The 19978-nt window shown below is 71.8% G+C and carries 18 protein-coding genes; 8 read left to right on the forward strand and 10 right to left on the reverse strand.

The annotated features are described in order from the left end of the window. Positions 1-70: 70 nt before the first annotated feature. Positions 71-970, reverse strand: a complete 900-nt coding sequence (locus tag B116_RS0112015; protein WP_018723815.1) for an ABC transporter permease — start codon at positions 968-970, stop codon at positions 71-73. Continuing rightward, the gene (locus tag B116_RS0112020; protein WP_027660234.1) at positions 970-3816 is read right to left on the reverse strand and encodes an alpha/beta fold hydrolase; all 2847 of its coding nucleotides are present in this window, start codon (positions 3814-3816) and stop codon (positions 970-972) included. The genes B116_RS0112015 and B116_RS0112020 overlap by 1 nt, the downstream gene beginning before the upstream one ends. A 39-nt stretch (positions 3817-3855) precedes the next feature. Here B116_RS0112020 and B116_RS27480 point away from each other — a divergent pair, with 39 nt between their 5' ends. Further along, a complete protein-coding gene (locus tag B116_RS27480) occupies positions 3856-4026 on the forward strand; it encodes a hypothetical protein (protein ID WP_155255747.1) in 171 nt (56 codons plus the stop codon). Here B116_RS27480 and B116_RS0112030 read toward each other — a convergent pair. Next, positions 4004-4639, reverse strand: a complete 636-nt coding sequence (locus B116_RS0112030) for a class I SAM-dependent methyltransferase (RefSeq protein WP_027660235.1) — start codon at positions 4637-4639, stop codon at positions 4004-4006. The two genes, B116_RS27480 and B116_RS0112030, sit on opposite strands and share 23 nt — an antisense overlap. Before the next feature lie 260 nt (positions 4640-4899). On the opposite strand from B116_RS0112030, the gene B116_RS0112035 reads away from it, so the two are divergent. Next, positions 4900-7212 (forward strand): AAA family ATPase, encoded by a 2313-nt coding sequence (locus tag B116_RS0112035; protein ID WP_027660236.1) that lies wholly within the window; start codon positions 4900-4902, stop codon positions 7210-7212. Here B116_RS0112035 and B116_RS0112040 read toward each other — a convergent pair. Continuing rightward, positions 7206-7715 (reverse strand): GNAT family N-acetyltransferase, encoded by a 510-nt coding sequence (locus tag B116_RS0112040; protein ID WP_018723819.1) that lies wholly within the window; start codon positions 7713-7715, stop codon positions 7206-7208. The genes B116_RS0112035 and B116_RS0112040 overlap by 7 nt on opposite strands. 217 nt (positions 7716-7932) lie before the next feature. Here B116_RS0112040 and B116_RS0112045 point away from each other — a divergent pair, with 217 nt between their 5' ends. Continuing rightward, positions 7933-8148, forward strand: a complete 216-nt coding sequence (locus B116_RS0112045; RefSeq protein WP_018723820.1) for a hypothetical protein — start codon at positions 7933-7935, stop codon at positions 8146-8148. Between the two features lie 32 nt (positions 8149-8180). On the opposite strand, the gene B116_RS0112050 is transcribed toward B116_RS0112045, so the two are convergent. The 4 genes from B116_RS0112050 to B116_RS0112065 form a co-directional block, all read right to left on the reverse strand. Beyond that, the gene (locus B116_RS0112050; RefSeq protein ID WP_018723821.1) at positions 8181-8624 is read right to left on the reverse strand and encodes a DUF3263 domain-containing protein; all 444 of its coding nucleotides are present in this window, start codon (positions 8622-8624) and stop codon (positions 8181-8183) included. 66 nt (positions 8625-8690) lie between these two features. Then, on the reverse strand, positions 8691-9704 hold the full coding sequence (locus B116_RS0112055; protein WP_027660237.1) for an ABC transporter permease subunit: 1014 nt from the start codon (positions 9702-9704) through the stop codon (positions 8691-8693). Further along, a complete protein-coding gene (locus tag B116_RS0112060) occupies positions 9701-10678 on the reverse strand; it encodes an ATP-binding cassette domain-containing protein (RefSeq protein ID WP_263404871.1) in 978 nt (325 codons plus the stop codon). The genes B116_RS0112055 and B116_RS0112060 overlap by 4 nt, the downstream gene beginning before the upstream one ends. A 142-nt stretch (positions 10679-10820) precedes the next feature. Further along, complete coding sequence (locus tag B116_RS0112065; RefSeq protein ID WP_018723824.1) at positions 10821-11606, reverse strand: DeoR/GlpR family DNA-binding transcription regulator; 786 nt, start codon at positions 11604-11606, stop codon at positions 10821-10823. 184 nt (positions 11607-11790) lie between these two features. Between B116_RS0112065 and B116_RS0112070 the strand changes: the two genes are divergently transcribed. The 3 genes from B116_RS0112070 to nagA are packed head-to-tail and all read left to right on the forward strand — an operon-like array spanning position 11791 to position 14800. Next, positions 11791-12720, forward strand: coding sequence for an SIS domain-containing protein (locus B116_RS0112070; protein WP_027660239.1), 930 nt, complete (start codon positions 11791-11793; stop codon positions 12718-12720). Beyond that, on the forward strand, positions 12717-13694 hold the full coding sequence (locus B116_RS0112075) for an ROK family protein (protein WP_027660240.1): 978 nt from the start codon (positions 12717-12719) through the stop codon (positions 13692-13694). The genes B116_RS0112070 and B116_RS0112075 overlap by 4 nt, the downstream gene beginning before the upstream one ends. After that, positions 13691-14800 carry an N-acetylglucosamine-6-phosphate deacetylase gene (gene nagA, locus B116_RS0112080; protein WP_027660241.1) on the forward strand — a complete coding sequence of 370 codons (1110 nt, stop codon included), beginning with the start codon at positions 13691-13693 and terminating at the stop codon, positions 14798-14800. The genes B116_RS0112075 and nagA overlap by 4 nt, the downstream gene beginning before the upstream one ends. A 13-nt stretch (positions 14801-14813) precedes the next feature. Here the strand turns inward: nagA and B116_RS0112085 are convergent, their stop codons facing one another. Continuing rightward, positions 14814-16025: a DUF4032 domain-containing protein gene (locus tag B116_RS0112085; RefSeq protein ID WP_018723828.1), complete on the reverse strand. Its 1212-nt coding sequence runs from the start codon at positions 16023-16025 to the stop codon at positions 14814-14816. A 42-nt stretch (positions 16026-16067) separates the two neighbouring features. Between B116_RS0112085 and B116_RS0112090 the strand changes: the two genes are divergently transcribed. Continuing rightward, the gene (locus B116_RS0112090) at positions 16068-16886 is read left to right on the forward strand and encodes a phosphatase PAP2 family protein (protein WP_027660242.1); all 819 of its coding nucleotides are present in this window, start codon (positions 16068-16070) and stop codon (positions 16884-16886) included. A gap of 393 nt (positions 16887-17279) precedes the next feature. Continuing rightward, complete coding sequence (locus B116_RS0112095; protein WP_027660243.1) at positions 17280-17864, forward strand: carbonic anhydrase; 585 nt, start codon at positions 17280-17282, stop codon at positions 17862-17864. Between the two features lie 78 nt (positions 17865-17942). Here B116_RS0112095 and B116_RS0112100 read toward each other — a convergent pair whose 3' ends face one another. Next, entirely contained in the window at positions 17943-19874 is a 1932-nt protein-coding gene (locus B116_RS0112100; protein ID WP_027660244.1) for an NAD-binding protein, read from the reverse strand. Between the last annotated feature and the right edge of the window lie 104 nt (positions 19875-19978).

A 19978-nucleotide genomic window follows, 5' to 3' on the forward strand; every position in this document is an offset into this window, starting at 1 on the left:
GCACGGTGGACCGACGTAACTGCCTGCCGCCAGGCGCTGAGCGCGGTGGACCGACCACGCCCGCGTGCCGTTAGGACACGACATCCTTGCGGGTGAAGCGCCAGAAGGCCAGGCCCCAGAAGAGCGTCGCGTAGCTGATCGCCGAGATCGCTCCCCGGACCACGTCGTCGGTCTGGATCGGTGTCGACAGCAGCCCCAGCCAGGCGGTGCTGTAGTGGGTCGGCAGGAAGGCCCGCAGCACGCCGAGGGCGGTGATCTGGTCGAGGATGCTGGACAGGATCCAGAGCAGCACCGCCCCGCCGACCGCGCCCAGCGCGGCGTCCGTCGACACCGACAGCAGCACGGCCAGACCCGCCACCACCAGCAGTACGACGGCCAGGTAGCCGAGCACCGCCAGCAACCGCAGCAGCCCCTCCCCCGGCTCCAGCTCGGCGGCGACCGTGCTGCGCAGCGGGCCCCACCCGTAGCGCAGGGTGCCGAGCAGCAGCGCGGTGCCGGCGAGCAGGAGCAGCGCCAGCGCCGAGTAGGTGAGCGCCACCAGCAGTTTCACCGCGAGCAGTCGGGCCCGCGGCACCGGCACGGCGAGCAGGTAGCGCAGGCTGCCCCAGCTCGCCTCGCTGGCCACCGTGTCGCCGCAGAAGAGCGCCACTACGACCACCAGCAGGAACGACGCGGAGACGAAGAGGGCGAAGAGGGTGAAGTTCAGTCCACCGGAGGTGGCGAACTCGACCAGGCTGCCGAACTCGCCGCGTCCGTTGTCGTCGTCGCCCGAGTCGAACTGGAACGCGATCAAGATGATCAGCGGCAGCAGCACCATGAAGCCCAGCGCGAGCTGGGTCCGTCGCCGCGACGCCTGCCGCCGGAACTCGGCCCCGAACGGCAGCGTGGCGAAGGGGCGGTAGCCCGCCGCCGCGCCGGACGGGGTGCCGCCGGAATCGCCCGCACCGGGCTCGACCGTCGTCTGCGCCATCATCGATCCCCGCTTCCCCGAGAGTTCTCGCCGACCAGGGCCAGGAACGCGTCCTCCAGGCGCCGCCGGGGCACCACCCGGTCCACCCCGATGCCGGCCCGCACCAGCTCGGCGACCACCTCGCTGCGGGCGGTGCCATTGGTATCCACCACGAGCTGCCCGTCGCCGTCGGGCAGCACCGAGACGCCCGCCAGCCGGTCCAGCACCTCCCGCGCGGCCACCGGGTCGGTGACCTCCAGCAGGACGCTCGGCGACTCGCCGACGATCTCCTCGACCGGGCCGGACGCGACGATCTGCCCCTTGGTCACCACCACCGCGTGGGTGCAGGTCTGCTCCACCTCGGCGAGCAGGTGGCTGGAGACCAGCACCGCCCGGCCGCCGGTGGCGTACCGCCGCAGGACCCGGCGCATCTCGGCGATCTGCGGCGGGTCCAGACCGTCCGTCGGCTCGTCGAGCACCAGCAGCTCCGGCAGGCCGAGCATCGCCTGCGCGATCGCCAGGCGCTGCCGCATGCCGTGGCTGTAGGTCCGCACCTTCCGGTGCACTGAGGTGCCCAGCCCGGCGATCTCCAACGCCTCGTCGAAGTGCGCGTCGGCCCGCGGCCGCCCGGTCGCCCGCCAGTACGCCTTCAGGTTGTCCAGCCCGGACAGGTGCGGCAGGAAGCCGGGGCCCTCCACCAGGGCTCCGATCCGGGACAGCACCGGGGCGCCCGGCACCAGCCGGTGTCCGAAGACGTAGACCTCGCCGGCGGTCGGCTGGGTCAGCCCCATCAGCACCCGCAGCGTGGTGGTCTTGCCCGCGCCGTTCGGGCCGAGCAGGCCCACCACCTGCCCGGGGTGCACCTCGAAGTCGACGTTGGAGACGGCGACGAAGCCGTCCGCGTACTCCTTGCGCAGTTCCCGGACGGCGAGCGGGACGCCCGCGTACTCCGGGTGGACTCGGCTCTCCCGACGCCGGTGCCGGCGGCGGAGGACGGCGACGACCACGACGAGCCCGACCACGATCGTGGCGAGCAGCCCGGCGAGGACCCAGCGCCAGACGATGGCGTCGGTGGGGATCGGCTCGCTGGCGACTGTGGGCAGGGTGACCGCGCCGTTCGCCAGGGCCACGCTGTAGACGGCCGGTTCGACCGGGGTGGCGTACGCCTGGTCGGAGGTTGCCACCACGACCCGCAGCCGATGCCCGGCCTCGATCCGGCGGACGATCGCCGGCAGGGTGACGGTGACCGGTTCGGCGTCCTCGACGGCCGCCGGTAGCCCCGTCAGCCGGATCGGCGCGACCAGCCCGTTCGGCAGGGTCGCTGACCCGTCACCGGCGACGTCGTAGAGCTTGACGAAGAGTACGGCCGTGCCGGTCGGGGAGGCGGCCCGGATGGAGATGGTCGGCGCTCCGACCACGTCCACCGCCGCCGGCAGCGGTGCGGACTCGAACCGGGCGTGCTGGCCGGGGATATCCCCGGCGACCCCGTCGAGCAGCGACGAGAGCTCCCCGGCGAAGGGCACCGACGAGATCGCGGCCGGGTTGCCGGCCGGCGGGTTGGCGATGGACTGCGCCGGACCGCTCACCGACACCGGCTGCTGGCCGGTGCCGTCAACACCCGGGTAGCCGGTGGCGCGGAAGCCGCTGGCGACCAGACCCCGGTCGAGGGCGTCGAACCCGGCGATCCGGGAGAAGGTGAAGTCGTCGGCGGGGGCCGCGCCCTCGCTCTTGACGTAATGGTCGAGCCACTGCGCGGTCAGGTGCCGCACCCGGTCCGAGTCGGTCTTCGGGCCGTCGCCACCGTCATGTCCGCCGGTGAACCAGGCCACCTGGACCGGGGTGCCGGTCGCGGCGATTTCCCGGGCGTTCGCGTCCGCCTCAGTGAGCGGAAAGAGGGTGTCGGCCGCCCCCTGCACCAGCAGCGTCGGCGCCTCGACCCGGTCGAGCTTCCCGGCCGGGCTGGAGCGGCGCAGCAGTGCGACGGCGTCCGGGTCGGCCCGCCCGGTGGTGGCGATCCGCAGGTATGCGGCGCACACGTCGGCGGCGAACCGCCCGCAGGAGGGGTCAACGGCGCCGGCCGTGGTGGCCGCGTTCTCCGGGAGGGAGCCGCCGGGCACGGAGCCGCCACCGGGGGCAAGGCCGCCGGGCGGGCCGGAGCCACCGAGGGGGGCGGGGCCGGGGTTGCCGCCGCTGCCGAAGAAGAGACCGGCCCACCCCTTCTTGAACACCCCCTGCTCCGGCCCCTTGCCGCTCTGCTCCGGCAGGAAGGAGCGGGCAAGGTCGTTCCAGGTGATCATCGGCACGATCGCGTCGACCCGCTGGTCCTGCGCGGCGAGCAGCAGCGCCAGCGCACCGCCGTAGGAGCCACCGACCACACCCACCCGCGGGTCACCGGCGGCGTCGGTGACGACCTCCGGGCGCGCGGCCAGCCAGTCCAGCAGGCGCTGCGCGTCGCGGACCTCGTAGTCCGGGTGGTCCAGGTGGATCTGCCCGCCGCTGCGGCCGAAGCCCCGCGCGGTCCAGGTCAGCACCGCGTACCCGCGGTCGGCAAACTCCTCGGCGTCGGCGCGGACCGACTCCTTGGTACCGCCGAAGCCGTGCGCGAGCAGCACCGCCGGCACCGGGGCGTCGGCGGTCGCGGCGGGGGGCAGGTACAGCGTGGTGTCCAGCTCGACCGGCTCGTCGCCGCTCGGCCCGGACCGAACAGTGATCAGCGCTGCCTCGGTGCGCAGGTCCGGTTCGGCGGGCCGGAGGGTCCCGGCGACTCCGGCGGCGAGCAGGACGACGACCACCGCCGCCGCGACCAGCGCACGCCGACGGGTGGGCAGGGCGCGCCGGATCCACGCGGCCGGTGACGGCGATCTCATGCGGCACACGCTACGGGGGAAAAGCTGAGGATTGCCTGAGTGAACACAGAACGCACCACTGTCGGCGGAGAGCACCGGCCCGTCGCCGGGCTCGCGACCAGCCCCGGCTACCGGCCCCGGCTGCCGACGCTGGCTGGGCGCCGATCCGGTGCGGGACTGGGCACCGGGCCGGCGCTGCCAGCCGTCGTCAACGGATGCGGCGGGCGGTGAGCACGGTGTCGTGGATGGTCACCGGCGTGCCGTCCGGTGTGGTGGCGGCGCGCGGGCGGGCGGCCCGGGTACGCACCTCCCAGTCGTCGGCGGGCAGGTCCTGCGCCAACTCGTCGGCCGTGTACAGCAGGTCGGGTTCCTTTAGTCGGCGCACGGCGGTGTCCAGGTCGCTGGGGTGGTGCCCAACGATCAGCAGGTGACCGTCCGGGGCCACCCGGGTGGCGAGCGTGGCGAATACCCGTCGCCGCAGCGCCCCGGGGAGGTGCAGGTAGGACGTGGATACCAGGTCATAGTGGGGGCCGTCGTCGGGCTGCCAGTCGCGAATGTCCGCCCGCTGCCACCGCAGCCGCTCGGCCAGGGAGGCGGGTACGCGCTCGGCGGCACGGGCGAGGGCCTGCGCGGAGAAGTCCACGCCGGTGACCTGCCAGCCATGTCCGGCCAGCCAGATCGCGTCCGCGCCCTCGCCGCAGCCCACCTCCAGGGCCGTACCGGGGGCAAGGGGGGCGACCTCCTCGACGAGCACGGGGTTGGGGTCGCCGCTCCACACCTGCCCGGTCGCGCTGTATCGCTGGTCCCAGTAGTCAACGTTGATGATGGAGTCGAAGTCAGTCATCACAGGTTCCTCTGCCGATCACCGGATCATGCGGAAGTGCCACCCTCCGGCAGCATGACGCGAACACGCAATCGTCCTTGCCGGATTGGCAAAGCGGGAGGGTGGCGGGCCCGCGCCGAGCCGATCGGCCGCTCCACCGCGACCAGGTTGCCGGCCCGGTGGCCGCAGGCCGGCCAGCACCCAACCGGGATGTCCGGACAGCGCTCGCGCCACCGCAGCGTTTACCGAGGTCCTTCCGCGCACCGGCTAGGGTTCGGTGGGTGGGGGGACCGAAGCTCGTACTCACCGCCAGCCGGCAGCCGGCAGCGCTCGACGCCCGCCGGGGCATCGTGCAGCTGCACCCGGAGGTGCTTGCCGCGCTCGGGCTACGCCCCGGCGACCCGGTCCGGCTGGCCGGCCGGCGGGTCACCGCCGCCCGCGCGGCGGCGAGCGAGCCGGAGGCCACCCCCGGCTTGCTGTACGCCGATGACCTGACCCTGGGCAACCTCGGCCTGCGCGACGGCGGTGAGGTCACCGTCGGCCCAGCCCCGGTTACCGCCGCCGCCCAGGTGGTGCTCACCGGCGCACCGCAGGTGGTCGCGGCCGTCTCCCCGGAACTGCTCCGGCTCGCGCTACTCGGCAAGGTGGTCACCACCGGCGACGACGTCTCGCTGCTGCCGCAGGAGCTGCCGCCCCCGGCGGTGCTGCCTCCAGATGCGCTGCCCGACCCGGCGTTACGCGGCCTCCTGACGGCGGCCCGACAGAGCCTGGCCAACCGGGTTGGCTACGCCTGGACCAGTACCCTGCTCACCGTCACCGACGCCACACCGGAGTCGGCGGCGCTGGTCACGATGGAGACCGCCATCGGGTGGGAGCACGGCCCCGCCACCCACGACCTCGCCACCCACGGCCCGGCCACCCGCGACCTGGCGGCCTCCCGGGCCCTCTCCCCCGGCGGGGATCCACCCCTACCCCGGGCCGTCTCACCCACCGGGGCACGGAACGTCGAGCCAGCGGTGACGACCGACCCGGTGCCGCCCATTGTGGAGGAGCCACCCGGGCTGCGCGCCCAGGTCGAGGAGCTGACCGAGCTGCTCGACCTCGGCTTCCACCACGGTGCGGTGCTGCGCCGACTCGGCACCACGGTGGCGCTCGGCGTACTCCTCGACGGCCCGGCCGGGTCTGGCAAATCCGCGCTCGTACGTGCGGTCGCCGCCCGGGTCGGTGCCCGGGTTCGGCCACTCTGGGGGCCGGAGCTCGCCGCGTTGACCAACTCGGCCGCCGCCGAGCAGCTGCGGGCCACCGCCGCCGCGGTACGCGTTGACGGACCCGCCGTCCTGCTGGTCACCGATGTGGAAGCGCTCGCCCCGGCAGCCGCACCCGGCCCGATGGCCACCGTCTTCCGCCAGGTGGTGGCCGAGACCGTCGCGGCCGGGGCGGCCGTGGTGTGCACCACCAGCCGCCTCGACGCCGTGGACCCCGCCCTGCGCACCCCGGACCTGCTCTCGCTGCGTGTCAGCGTCCCGCTGCCGGACGCCGCCCTGCGCCGGGAGCAGCTTGGGGTGCTAACCCGACCGGTGCCGCTCGCCGAGGACGTACAGCTGGACGAGGTCGCGGCGCGTACGCCCGGTTTCGTCGCCGCCGACCTGGCCGCGCTGGTCCGCGAGGCGGGGGTCCGCGCCGCCCTGCGGCAGAAGACGGTTGAGCAACCTCGCATGACGATGGCCGACCTGCACGCGGCGCTGGCGGTGGTCCGCCCGACCACGATGGCGGCGTCGACCCTGGAGCTGGCGTCGGTGACCCTCGACGACGTGGGGGACCTGGCCGAGGTCAAGCAGACTCTGACCGAGTCGGTGTTGTGGCCCCTCACCTATCCGGACACCTTCGCGCGGCTGGGGGTGCAGCCACCCCGCGGGGTCCTGCTCTATGGCCCGCCGGGCTGCGGCAAGACGTACCTGGTGACTGCGTTGGCCGGTTCCGGTCGGGCAAACGTGCTCGCGGTGAAGGGCGCCGAGCTGTTGTCGAAATGGGTAGGCGAGAGCGAACGCGCGGTGCGCGAGTTGTTCCGCCAGGCCCGCGAGGCCGCACCGACGCTGGTCTTCCTGGACGAGGTGGATGCGCTGGCGCCGGTACGTGGTCAGGCCACCGACGGCGGTACGGCCGACCGGGTGGTAGCCGCCCTCCTTACCGAACTGGACGGTGTGGAGTCCTTACGCAACGTGGTTGTGGTCGGCGCGACCAATCGGCCGGACCTGGTCGACCCGGCCCTCCTGCGCCCCGGACGGATGGAACGGCTGGTCTACGTCCCGCCGCCGGACGAGACGGGACGCGCCGAGATCCTGCGGGCGGCGTCGCGCACCGTGCCGCTGGCACCGGAGGTGGACCTCGGCGCGCTCGCCGGAGACCTGGACGGCTTCTCCGCTGCAGACTGTGCGGCACTGGTCCGGGAGGCGGCGCTCGCCGCTATGCGCGAATCGCTCGCCGCGGCGACGGTGACCACCGCCCACGTCGCGGTCGCCCGCACCCGCGTACGCCCCTCCCTGGACCCGGTTCAGGTCGCCTGGCTGGCCGAGTACGCGCGGAAACGTCAGTGAGCGGTCGGCGTGGCGTCCAGCGATAGCTCGGCGTAGACCTGGCCATCCGCTTCGCGGAGTTTCGCGCCGCAGTTGGTGAGAACGGAGAGCGCACCCCGGTTGTCGGGGGTGGTCGCCGCGACTACCCGGCGCATGCCGGCCGCGGCGGCCTTGTTGAGTAGTTCCCGGAGCGCAGCCGACCCGATCCCCCGCCCCCGCGCCGAGCGCCCCAGCCACAACCCGGTTTCGACCGCATACAGCTCGTCACAGCGAGTCATCCGGATCACCCCGACGACCTCGCCGGCGGCCAGGACGGCGTACATCCGGGTGCGGGTCGGGCCTGGCAACCCGGCGAAGCTGGCCCGGTGGAACTCGCGGAACGCCTCCCGCCGGGCGTGTGACCAGCCGGCCGGGGCCTTGACCGGCGGCATGACATCGGCCGGATCCGCCTCAGCGGCGGCTACGGAGAGCAATGACTCGAGGTTCCGTTCACTCACCGGCTCCAGCCGCACATCACTCACCACGTGAGGCAGTGTGCCGGGCCAATCGGTGAGCGTCCAGCTCAATCGGGGCGGACTGACGATCCGGACGAAGAGATCGACCGGTCGGCCCTATCCGAATCATCCTCACCCTCTGTTGTCAAACTCTCCGTTCCCCACCACGCCAACAGGTAGCGTCGGCGTTGGTGGCCCGCCGGGCTTCCGGGGCACGAGCCGATCGTTTGCGACAGGGGGATCGCGGATGTTGCAGCGCCTACACGAGACCGGCCTTCGAGCGGAGCACGCCTATCTCGCGGGTTTCGTAAGCATTGGCCTGTCGTTTGGCAGTTGGTTCCTCTCCAAGCATCTGGAACGGGCAGGTATGGCCCGCGCCGACCGCTGGGGGATCTTCATCGGCGAGTGGGCTCCGACCTTCTTCGCCATCGGCAACGGCCTGCGCATGCACGAAAAGCGCTGACCGGACCGCAGGGGCCGGCTGTTGCCGGCCCCTCAGCGACGTCGGTCGCGGGCTCGGGCTGAGCGCAGGCGACGCAGCCGCCCAACCAGGAGCGGCTCGGCCGCCAGAGCGGCCGGGTTGTCCAGCAACACGTTCAACAGCTGGTAGTAACGAGTGGCGGTGCAGCCGAACCGGTCCCGGATCGCCTGTTCCTTGGCGCCCGGGTGCCGCCACCACTGCTGCTCGAAGTCGAGGATGTCCCGCTCTCGCTCGGTCAGCCCGACGGCTGCGCCCGCCGCAGCGTCGGCCCCTGACGCGCCGCCGCCCGCGTCCCCGGGCGCACCGCGGTCGGCCCCCACGACGTCCGGCTTGAGATCGGCCGGCGCGACGGCCTCCACCTCGGGCACCGGCCGGGGCGGCGGTACAACCGAGCGCCCGTCGCCGGACCGCCCGGCACCGGAGGGTTCGGCTGCGGTCGGGGCGGTGTCGGACGGCATGACACTCCTCGCGAGGGCGGTCGGCCCGGTACGGCCGGCCCGGGGTGCCTCAGCCTAGTGCCCGCGTCAGGAGATGTCCCGCCGCCGCATCGCCCAGCACGCTCCGCCGAGGATGAGCACCAGCCCTGCCGCGAGCAGCCCGGACGTGTGTTGCCAGGTGAGGGTCAGGGTCTCCGGATCGCACTGACCGAAGGGATTGACCCGGCACGTCTGCCAGTCCCTAAGAACGACCTCCTTCTGCATCCAGGCCTGCACGTAGGTGGGGAGCAGCCACGCCTCGACAAACTTCGCTCCGGTCAGGCTGAGCAGCACTCCGAGCCCGAACTGCCCGACCACCATCACGCCGACCGCACCGCCCAGCGCCATCGCGGTGTGCCGGCCGAGCGAGGCCAGCCCGAAGCCGAGAACGGCGGCGACCAGGGCGAGCGTCACGCCACGCAGGCCGGTAAGGGCGAAGGACTGCCAGGCGCCGGCGGTCATCCCTTCGGTGGTGCCGCGCGTGGTGGCGATCAACCAGAAGCTGCCGAACCAGAGCATCGTCGTGGTCACCGCCAATGCCAGCAGCCCGGTGAGCAGGGCGGCCAGCTTGGTCAGCAGGACAGTCACCCGCTTCGGCCGCCACAACAGCATGGTCATCATGCCGCCGGTGTTCCACTCGGCGCCCACGAAGGAGGAGCCCACCACGAAACCGACCAGGGCCAGGATCGCCGCGACCGCGATCAGCGTCCCGCCAAAGCTGGCCCGAAAGTCGAAAGTGCTCGACAGGAACTGGTCCGGCGAGTAGACGTCCCGGGGCGGGGGTGAGATCTGGGAGCAGTCCGGGGGGAAACGATCCGACTGGTCGCCCCGGGCTGCCGCCTGCTCGCACTCGGCCCGAAACTCTTCGGTCTGACGCACCTGCTGCTGCCAGTGTTCCTCGGCGGCCACCTCGGCCTTGGCCCGGGCCGCGTCATCGATCTTCTGGTTCGACAGGAAGACCCCGATGGCCACGGTCGCCAACACCGCCAGGCCCAGCACGGTCGCCCAGCGGGTGAGGCGCCGCAGCACCAGCCGGCGTAGTTCCGCACGGTAGAGACTCATGCGCCCCACCCTCCTGTGCTGCGCTGACCCACCGCGGCGGGCTTCGCCGACTGGTCAACCTGCCGGCTCTGACCGGGGGCCGGCGCGGTGGCGGTCAGGTCGAGGAAGACACTCTCCAGATCGCCGTCGATCCAGACCAGTTCACTGACGTACAGGCCCTGGCCGGCGAGGAGGCGGGTCACCATGGCGGCTTCTTCCACCCCGGAGAGCAGCAGGTGGTCCGGTTCCCGGGTTACGCGGAACCCGGCCCGGGTCAACGCCTCGCTCGCCTCCGGCAGGTCGGCCACCGTCTCCAGGCGTACCCGGACGGTGCCGGCCGAGTGGGCCGCCAGCACCTTCTCCACCGGGCCGAACGCGACTCGGCGGCCCAACGAGATGATCGTGACTGAATCACAGATCAGTTGGACCTCGGCGAGGATGTGGCTGGAGAGCAGCACCGTGGTGCCGGTTTCGGACAGGTTCCGCATCAACGCCCGCATCTCCCGGATGCCGCCCGGGTCCAGCCCGTTGGCGGGCTCATCCAGGATCAGCAGTCGCGGCTCCTTCAGCAGGGCGGAGGCGACGGCGAGCCGCTGCTTCATGCCGAGCGAGTAGGTCTTCACCCGCTCCCGGGATCGGTCTCGCAGCCCCACCAGTTCCAGCACCTCGTCGATCCGGGTGGAGCGGACCTCGCCCGCGGTAGCCAGCAGGGACAGGGTCTCCCGGGCGGTGAAGTGTGGGAAGAACTGCGGGCTCTCGACGATCGCGCCGACCTGACCGGCGACCGCGGACAGGTCGGCCGGGACCTCGTGGCCGAGCAGTCTCATCCGGCCGTCATCGGGCCGGATGAGACCGAGCAGCGTACGAAGGGTGGTCGTCTTACCCGACCCATTCGGGCCGAGGAAGCCGTGCACCTGGCCCGCCTCCACCCGCATGTCGAAGCCGTCGAGCGCGTTGCGGGTACCGCGCCTTCGGCTGCGATAGGACTTCTGCAGACCTTCTATTTCCAGGACAGCAGTCAAGCTGCACCTCCCCCGTTGGCGGCACTCACGACACAATACGCGGTACTACCCTTTGCGCAATACCCAATTCGTGCATCGCGGTGGAAAGCGGCGATAGGAGGCTTGGTCGTGCGATTCAGGCGCAGACGACCCGCACGTCAGCGGCGCGGAAGGCGGCGACCACCTCGGACGGCGCACCGGAGTCAGTGACCAGGGTCTCCATCCGGTCCACCGGGCAGATCCGGGCAAAAGCGTGGCCACCCAGCTTGGACGAGTCGGCGATCACCACCACCCGCTTCGCCCGCGCCACCATCAGACTGTTCATCGCCGCTTCCCCCTCATGGTGAGCGGCGGCGCCGAGCTGCGGGTCAACCGCGTCCACCCCGAGCAGGGCCACGTCCAGAGTGACTTCGCGCAGCAGGGCCCCACCCAGTGGGCCGACCAACTCGAATGACTTGGGTCGCACCACCCCACCGGCCACCACGACCTTCATCCGGGACCGGACCAGCAGCTCGTTGGCGATGTTGAGGGCGTTGGTGACCACGGTGAGCTGGGCACCCTCGGCACTGGTGTTCAGATCCGGCCGTACGGCCAGCGCTCGTGCCACCTCAGTGCTGGTGGTGCCGCCGTTGAGGCCGACCACCGTGCCCGGGGCCACCAGCGCCGCGGCCGCCGCGCCGATCCGCTGCTTCTCGGCCGAGTGCTTCGCGGACTTGTACCGCAGCGGCAGGTCATACGAGACGCCGTTGGCGACCGCCCCACCCCGGGTACGTGTGATCATCTGCTGCTGGGCAAGCTGGTCGAAATCCCGACGAATGGTGGCCTGCGAGACGGCCAGGCGCTCGGCGGCCCCCTCGACGCTGACCCGACCGCTGTCGGTCAGCATCTCGAGTAGGGCGTTCCATCTCGCGTACCGGTCCACCCCGAGCCCTCCAGCGGCTGCACGATTGGTGATTGTGCGTGCACAATAGTGCGCGAAACTACGTAAAGGCAACGCCGGCTCTGCTCGATCTTCAGCCCAGTTGCCACCACCACCCAAATCGGCGCACAATAGCGCGCGAAAGCCGAGCCTAACGAGCCAAATCGCGCACGTTCTGGAGAACCTGATGTCGTACGTCGACATGGAGATCGCGAGTCAACCCGACTGCTGGCGGACCGCGGCGCGGCTGGCCAACTCGGTAGCCGACCGGCTGCCCCGTCCCGGCGAACGAGTCGCCGTCGTGGGGTGCGGCACCTCCTGGTTCATGGCGATGGCCTACGCCGCTCGCCGCGAGCACGCCGGCCACGGCGAGACCGACGCCTTCCAGGCCAGCGAATTTCCCACCGGCCGCCGCTACGACCGGATGATCGCGATCACCCGCTCCGGCACCACCACCGAGGTGACCGATCTACTCGCCGCGCTCCGCGGGATGGTGCCCACCACCGTCCTGGTCGGCGACCCCGCCGCTCCCGCCGCCGACCTGGCCGATGCCACGGTGCCGTTGACCTTCGCCGACGAACGCGCGGTGGTGCAGACCCGCTTCGCGACGACCGCGCTGGCCCTGCTCCGCGCCCACCTGGGCGACAACATTCCCGCGCTCTCCGCCGACGCCGAGGTGGCGGTACGCGCCCCCCTGCCGATCGATCCCGCCCAGATCGAACAGGTCACCTTCCTGGGCCGGGGGTGGACCGTCGGGCTGGCCCACGAGGCGGCGCTGAAGTGCCGCGAGGCCGCGACCTTCTGGGCCGAGGCCTACCCGGCCATGGACTACCGGCACGGCCCGATCTCCGTCGCCGCGCCAGGCCGGCTGGTCTGGGCCTTCGGGGAACTGCCCGACGGGCTCGCGGAGGATGTGGCGGCCACCGGCGCCGCCTTCGTGCACAGCCGCACCCACGGGTGCCGCAGCGTGATCGGAAACTGGGCGGCCGGTCGCACACCGCTGGACCCGATGGCCGACCTGATCCTGGCGCAGCGCTTCGCCGCCACGCTCGCCACCAGCCGTGGCCTCGACCCCGACGCACCGCGGCACCTCGCCCGCTCCGTGGTTCTGGCATGAGCAGTGGGGAACCGGGCGGGGCGCCGAGCGCTCCGCACGGCGCACCCGACCGGCAGCAGGTCGTGGTCGCGATCGACGTCGGTGGCAGCGGGATGAAGTGCGCCCTGGTCCATCGGGACGGCACGGTCGCCCGCACCGAACACCACCCGACGCAGACCGCACGCGGCCCGGCGGCGGTCGTCGACACCATCCTCGACGTCGCCGCGGCCCTGGCGGACACGGCCCGCCACGAAGGGCTCACCCCGGTGGCGTTCGGCCTCGCCGTCCCGGGCGTGATCGACGAAGCGGCAGGGGTGGCGATCTGGTCGGCCAACATCGGCTTCCGCGATGTGCCGCTGCGGGCCCTGGCCACGGCCCGGCTCGGGATGCCGGCGGCACTCGGCCATGATGTCCGCGTCGGCGGCGTCGCCGAGGCACGCCTCGGCGCTGGTCGGGCCGACCGACACGTCCTCTTCGTCGCCATCGGTACCGGCATCGCCGCCGCCCATGTGATCGACGGAACGGCCGCCACCGGCGCGCACGGCGCGGCCGGGGAACTCGGCCACATCCTGGTCCGCCCCGGCGGACCGCGCTGCGGCTGCGGGCAGGCGGGCTGTCTGGAGGCGATCGCGTCCGCCTCGGCGGTCGCCCGCCGCTATGCGGAGCTGGCCGGCAGCACGCCGGGGCCGAGCGCGGCCGAGGTGGCCGCCCGCGCCGCCGCCGGTGACCCGCTGGCCCAGCAGGTCTGGACGGAGGCTGTCGCTGCCCTCGCCGACGGCCTCGCCACCGGCCAGGCGCTCTTCGACGTGGACACGGTCGTGCTCGGCGGTGGGCTGGCCCGCGCCGGCGCCCAACTACTCGACCCGCTGCGGGCCGCGCTGCACGACCGGATGACCTTTCACCGCGAGCCGCGGCTGGTCCCAGCGGCCCTCGGCGCCGAGGCAGGCTGCCTCGGCGCCGCCCTGCTCGCCCTCGACGGCATGGAGAAGCAATGACGGTACGGGTGACCGGTAGGGTGGTGACCCCGGCCGGGGTGATCCGCCAAGGCTGCGTAGAGATCAACAACGATGAGATCACCGCGGTCGCCGAGTACCCGTCCGGGCGCGACGGGCACTGGATCCTCCCCGGCTTCGTCGACATTCACACCCACGGCGGTGGTGGGCACACCTTCACTACCGGAGACGTCGACGAGGCCCGTGCCGCCGCCGGCTTTCACCTCCAACACGGCACCACCACCCTGCTGGCCAGCCTGGTGAGTTCGCCGTTCGAGCTGATGCGCACCGCCACCACCGCCTATCGACCGCTGGTCGCCGAGGGGGTGCTCGCCGGGATTCATTTCGAGGGCCCGTACCTCTCCGCGGCCCGTTGCGGGGCGCAGAACCCGGCGTACCTGCGCGACCCCTCAACCGAGGAGCTAACCGAGCTGCTGAAGCTGGGCCACGGGACGATCCGGATGGTCACCCTCGCCCCGGAACGCGCGGGAGCGACCGCGGCGGTCAAGCTACTCACCGCCCATGGCGTGGTCGCGGCGGTCGGCCACACCGACGCCACGTACGAGCAGACCCAGGCCGCCATCGCCGCCGGCGCGAGCGTCGCCACCCACCTGTTCAACGCGATGCGCCCGGTGCACCACCGGGAGCCGGGACCGGTAATAGCCCTGCTGGAAGCTCCCTCCGTAGTCTGCGAGCTGGTCGCCGACGGGGTGCACCTACACGACGGAATGCTCGCCTTCGCGACCACCACCGCCGGCGTGGAACGGGCCGCCCTGGTCACCGACGCGATGGCCGCCGCCGGCCAGCCCGACGGCGAGTACGAGTTGGGCGGCCAGCGGGTCACCGTGACTGCCGGGGTGGCCCGGCTCGCCAGCGACGGGGCGGTCGCCGGCAGCACACTGACGATGGATGCCGCGTTTCGGAACGTGGTCGCCACCGGGGTCGCCGTCCCGGAGGCCGCCCGGATGGTGGCCACCACGCCCGCCCGTGCGATCGGTCTCGGTGATCGGGTCGGCGCCCTCCAACCCGGTCTCCGAGCGGACCTGGTGGTGCTCGACGACGATCTGAACGTGGTCCGGGTGATGCGCGCCGGCACTTGGCTGGACTGACGCAGACCGCCGGTCAGCCCGGGGGCGGAATCTCCACCCCGAGCACCGCCTGCTCGTCGGGGCGGTGCGCCAGCACGTCCCCGAGGTACGACTGCACTGCCGGGGCCATGCCAACATCCCTGCCGGCCCGCTGGGAGAGCAGCCACTTGTGCTCGATGATCTGCGCGAAGATCTCCTGCGGTTCCAGCTTGCGGCGCAGATGCGCCGGCACGGCGCGGACCACCGGCTCGAAGACCTCCGTCAGCCAGCGGTGCGCCGCCTGCTGCTCATCGAGCAGGTCGCTCTCGGCCCGGTAGGCGTCTAGGTCGTTGAGAAGCCGACGCGCCTGGTTCTCCTCCGCGTCCAGACCGGTCAGGCGAAGCAGCCGCCGGGTGTGGTAGCCGGCGTCGACCACCTTCGGCCGCACCAGATACCGCCCGTCGTCGATCGTCGACACGGCGATCTCGGCTACGTCGAAGCCCAGCTCGTTGAGGCCGCGAATCCGGCCCTCGATGTCGTGCCGAGCCTCCCGCTCGATCTGCTGCTCATAGGTGATCTCATGCCACAGCCGCTCGTACCGCTGCACGACCTCCTCGCACACCACCTCCGGGTCGATCGACTCGTGCAGCAGCCCGGCCGCCTGTAGGTCCAACGCCTCGCCGAAGATGTTCACCCGGGCGATCTCCAGGTCCTCGCCGCGCTGCCCGTTCGACAACGAGCGGTGCAGCACCCCGGTCTCCGCGTCCACCAGGTAGGCCGCGAACGCGCCCGCGTCCCGACGGAAGAGGGTGTTCGACAGCGAGCAGTCGCCCCAGAAGAAGCCGGTCAGGTGCATCCGTACCAGCAGCGCGGCCAACGCGTCGAGGAGCCGCTGCATCGTCTCCGGTCGCAGCGTGTGCGAGAAGAGCGCCCGGTAGGGCAGGGAGAACTGCAGGTGCCGGGTGATCAGCACCGGGTCCAACGGTTCCCCGGCTTCGGTCTGCCGGTCGGCGACGATCGCCACCGCCTCCACGGTCGGGAAGTCGATCCGCTCCAAGGCCCGCAGCAGGTCGTACTCCCGCTCGGCTACTCGCTCGCCGGTCTCCTTGACCGCATACACATAACCGCCAAGTCGGACGAACCGAACAACATGTCGAGAGATGCCCTGCGGCAGCGCCACCAGGTGCTGCGCCGGCCACTCCACCAGCGGGGTCGACCAGGGAAGATCGAGCAGCGCCGGGTCAACGAGAGCCGAGGTGATCCGCACGCACCCCAGTTTGCGCCCTCCCCCGCCGGAACGCCTCCCCGCGTGGTTCGGCACACAGCCACCCGGGCCGGGCCAGAGGCACTGCGGGCCGGTAGCGTGGCCGAGATGCGGCAGGTGACGACCCGGTGGCGAGCGGTACGGCTCCGGCCGGTCCACCCGGCCGGTTGGTGGTTCGACGGGCTACTCCTCGCCGGTCTGGTGACCCTGACCGCCGCCCTCGCCGCCGGTCACCTCTTCGGCCTCGACCGGGCGGTGGCCGACTGGTCGGACGCGCACCGCCCGACCACGGCGTACTGGATCGCCTGGCTCCTCAACTACCTCGGCCAGGGCGGCCCGCTGACCCTGATCGCCGTCGGGCTCGGCGTTCTGCTCGCCGTGCGGCTCCGCTCCGCCCGCCCACTGCTGCCGCCGGTCGCCGGGCTCGTGCTGATCAACCTCGTCGTCGGCGCACTCAAGGTGGCGACGGCCCGGCCCGCGCCCAGCGCCAGCGTGCGCGAACCCTTCCTCGCGCCGGAGCAGACCCTGCCGCTCTTCCAGCATGAGCTGCCGCTGCAGTTCGCCCGCTCCTACCCGTCCGGGCACGTCGTCAACGCGATCATCTGGTACGGCGTGATCGTCCTGCTCCTCGCCCAGCTGCTGGAGACGTACGGGCGCACGTTGCCGCCCCGGATCGCCGTCGCGGTACGGGTCATCCCGCCCCTGGTGGTGTTCTTCACGACCATGTACCTGGGCTGGCATTGGTTGACCGACTCGATCGCCGGGCTGCTGCTCGGCCTCCTGCTGGACCGGGTGCTGCATCGGATGCCCTGGGACGACGTGCCGCTGCCCGCGCGATTCGACCAGGGCCGCCACACACACTGACCGGCTCGGACCGCTGCCACGTGGGTCGAGGCGTGAAGCTGCTCGTCCGGCGGGGGTGGCCGGACCGCCACGGCCAGGGCGGCGGCGAGGTGCCTGCGCGTCGAACCGACCACCTGCCGCCGGCGAGTCACCAAGAATACGCCCGCTGTGTCCATCTATGGGGGTTTCGACGTATAATTCCCCCGCTAAAGGTAAGAGTCTGGCTATAAACTAGTTCAGAGGAAATTAATGAATAGAGTTGTACGCCCAAATCGAAGGACGTTGCTCTCCGGCGCGCTTGTCGGCACCGTGGCCGCACTCACAGCCTGCTCATCGACGGAGGCACCCGCGTCAACCACCAGCGCATTCCCCGAAGCGCCGCCCACCACACCCGAGGCAGCACTCCAGCGGCTGCTGGAGGGCAACCAGCGGTGGGTGAAGGGCGACCCGCAGAACCCCAACCGGGACCCGGCCCGGCGTCAGGCCGTAGCCCAAGAGCAGAAGCCCTTCGCGGCCGTCCTCTCCTGCATTGACTCGCGGGTGCCACCAGAGCTCATCTTCGACGTCGGCCTGGGCGACCTCTTCGTGACGCGCACCGGCGGCGAGGCGGTTAGCCCGGTGGTCACCGGTTCTCTCGAATACGGGCCGCTGGCCAACGGCACGCCGCTCCTCATGGTCCTCGGTCACCAACGCTGCGGCGCCGTCAAGGCGGCGCACGCCGCCCTTCGTGACGGCGAAACGCTGCCCGGCCACCTGGCGGATATCGTCACGGCCCTGCAGCCCGCGTACGAACAGGTAGCCACGGCGAAGAGCGACGACCCGATCGATGTCATGGTCCGCGCCCAGGTCGAGTTGGCCGCAAACGATCTACGCTCCAACCCGGGCCTCGCCCCGCTCGTGACGAAGCAGGAACTCGCCATTGTCAGCGCCTACTACTCCCTCGACACCGGTGCGGTCGAGGTCCTCAGCGGCGCACCCACCCCACCAGCCGAGAAGTGACCGGACAACACCGGTCCCGGCCCAGCCGCATGGATGCTAGGGGCCTCTCCCTGGTGCTGACGCCTTCCGGAACCTGGGTTAGTCCGCAGAGTCGGATTGGTGAATAACCGAACCGTCCTGCTCCCCCGCCCGGGGCAGCGGCGGGCCCCCCGGGGGCATCGCGGCCCCCGGGGACGAGCCGGCCGATGGCGTTACGGCCCCCGGAGACGACCCGACCGGGGGCGTTACGGCCCCCGGGGACAAGCCGGCCGGAGGTCCGGAAACCTCTGAATCGAGGGGGCCGGCCTCGCGGAGCAGGGCGTTCAGCCCGGCCCGACGGGCAACCACCGTCAACCGGTCCCCGGCCATAATCACCAACCGGTGGTCGAACTCCCATTCGTACCGCTGGCCGGAGCGGGAGTAGGCGAGGAGTCGGACGCTCCCCGCGCGGCCGACGGCAGCGAGCGGCTGGCCCTCGAGCGAGGAGCCGGCGGCGACCGGGACCTCGGTGACCAACAGGGCGTGCCGGCCGACCGAGATCGTGGCGATGACGGCACGGTCCAGCAGGGCACCGGCGAACGACGGCGCCGCCAGGTACGACACGCTCCGCGAGACGCCGATGCCGAAGGACCGCTGGACGCGCTCGGCGAAGTGCCCATCAAAGAGCCGCAGCACCACCTGAACATCGTCATTGAGAGATCGGGCGGTCAGCGCGGCCCGCAGGTTCACCCCGTCGTCGGTGGAGACCACGACGAGGGCCTGGCAGGTAGCTACCGAGGCGGCACGCAGGGTCTCCTCGGCGGAGGCGTCCCCCACCACCAGCGGCACACCGAGCCGCCGGGCCAACTCGGCACCGCGCGCGTCCGCGTGCTTGTCGATCGCGACCACCTCGACACCGAAGTCGCGGAGTTGGGCGGTCACCCGGGTGCCGATGTTGCCGAGGCCGACCACGACCACGTGCCCGGAACGGTCGGTCAGTGGCCGCCCGGAATGCAGCGCCAGTCGGGCGTTGACGAGGCCGTCCACCACCACGGCGGTGACCAACGGAATCAGCGCCAGCCCGGAGAGGTTGAGCACCACCTGGAGGACCTGCTCGCCGATCGGCTTGGCGGCATCCGGGTCCTGACCGCTCAGGGCGGTGACCAGAGTCAGGTAAAGCGCCTCCCCCCAGCTCACCTCGGCGGTGCTGGCGTAGAGGCCGCCGAGCACGACGATCACCGCCAGCAGCACCAGCACGGCGAGGCCGATCCGGCGGGTGGCGAAGCCCCGGATCGCCCGAAGCAGCATCGTGACCGGCCGGCGCCACCGCCGGGCCCGACGCAGTCGGCGCGCGGCCACCTCGGTTCCCGGTGGCGTGCCGGCAGCCTCGGCGAGCACCACGTCGGCGGCGGTCTGGTCCGCGGGCAGGACCCGGACCTCCCGCGGGTCCCGGGTATCCGCCACCGGGCAGACGATGTCCTCGTCGCGAAGATCGACGCGGCGGGCCACGTAGAGGGTCCGACCGCCGTGTCGGAAGTGAGCCGGCGCGACCTCTCCCAGCGCGGCGGCGACGAAGGCAGGGGCCGCCATCACAGCGTCGGAGAGCACCGCCGAGTCGGGGAAGATCTGTCGCACCCCGTTGGCCAGGCTGGTGTTGAACATCCGCACCACCAACCGCAGGCTCGGCTGGACCTCCTGTGCGCAGAGCGCCGCGTGCATGTTGCCCACATCGTCTTGGTGCAGCAGCGCCAAACCCTCGGCCCGGTCCAGCCCGGCTTCGCGAAATGTCACCTCGTCGAGCCGGTCGGCCTGGATGACTTCGATGCCGTCGAGATCTCGACCGTCCGGGCTGTCCGTCCGCTGCCGCCGGGGCACCACCAGCGTGATCCGGATCCGGGTCAGCTGCGGCTCGGTGGCGAGCAGTGACTTCACCACCCAGTACGCCAGGGCGTCATGACCACAGACCACGTAGTGGGCCCAGGGGTCGCTGTTGCCTCGGAGCCGCCGTCCGGTCCACCACGCACGATCGAAGGGCCCCGTCATGTGGCGCATGGTAAACAGTCGGTAGCGTTCGCGCAGCCCGGTGATCACGACTGCGGCGGGTCGGTAGCGCGAGTCCATTCTCAACCCCGACACGACTCCGGCAAACTGGGGCG

The organism is Salinispora fenicalii (assembly GCF_000514815.1).
In the GTDB taxonomy this organism is placed as follows: Bacteria; Actinomycetota; Actinomycetes; order Mycobacteriales; family Micromonosporaceae; genus Micromonospora; species Micromonospora fenicalii.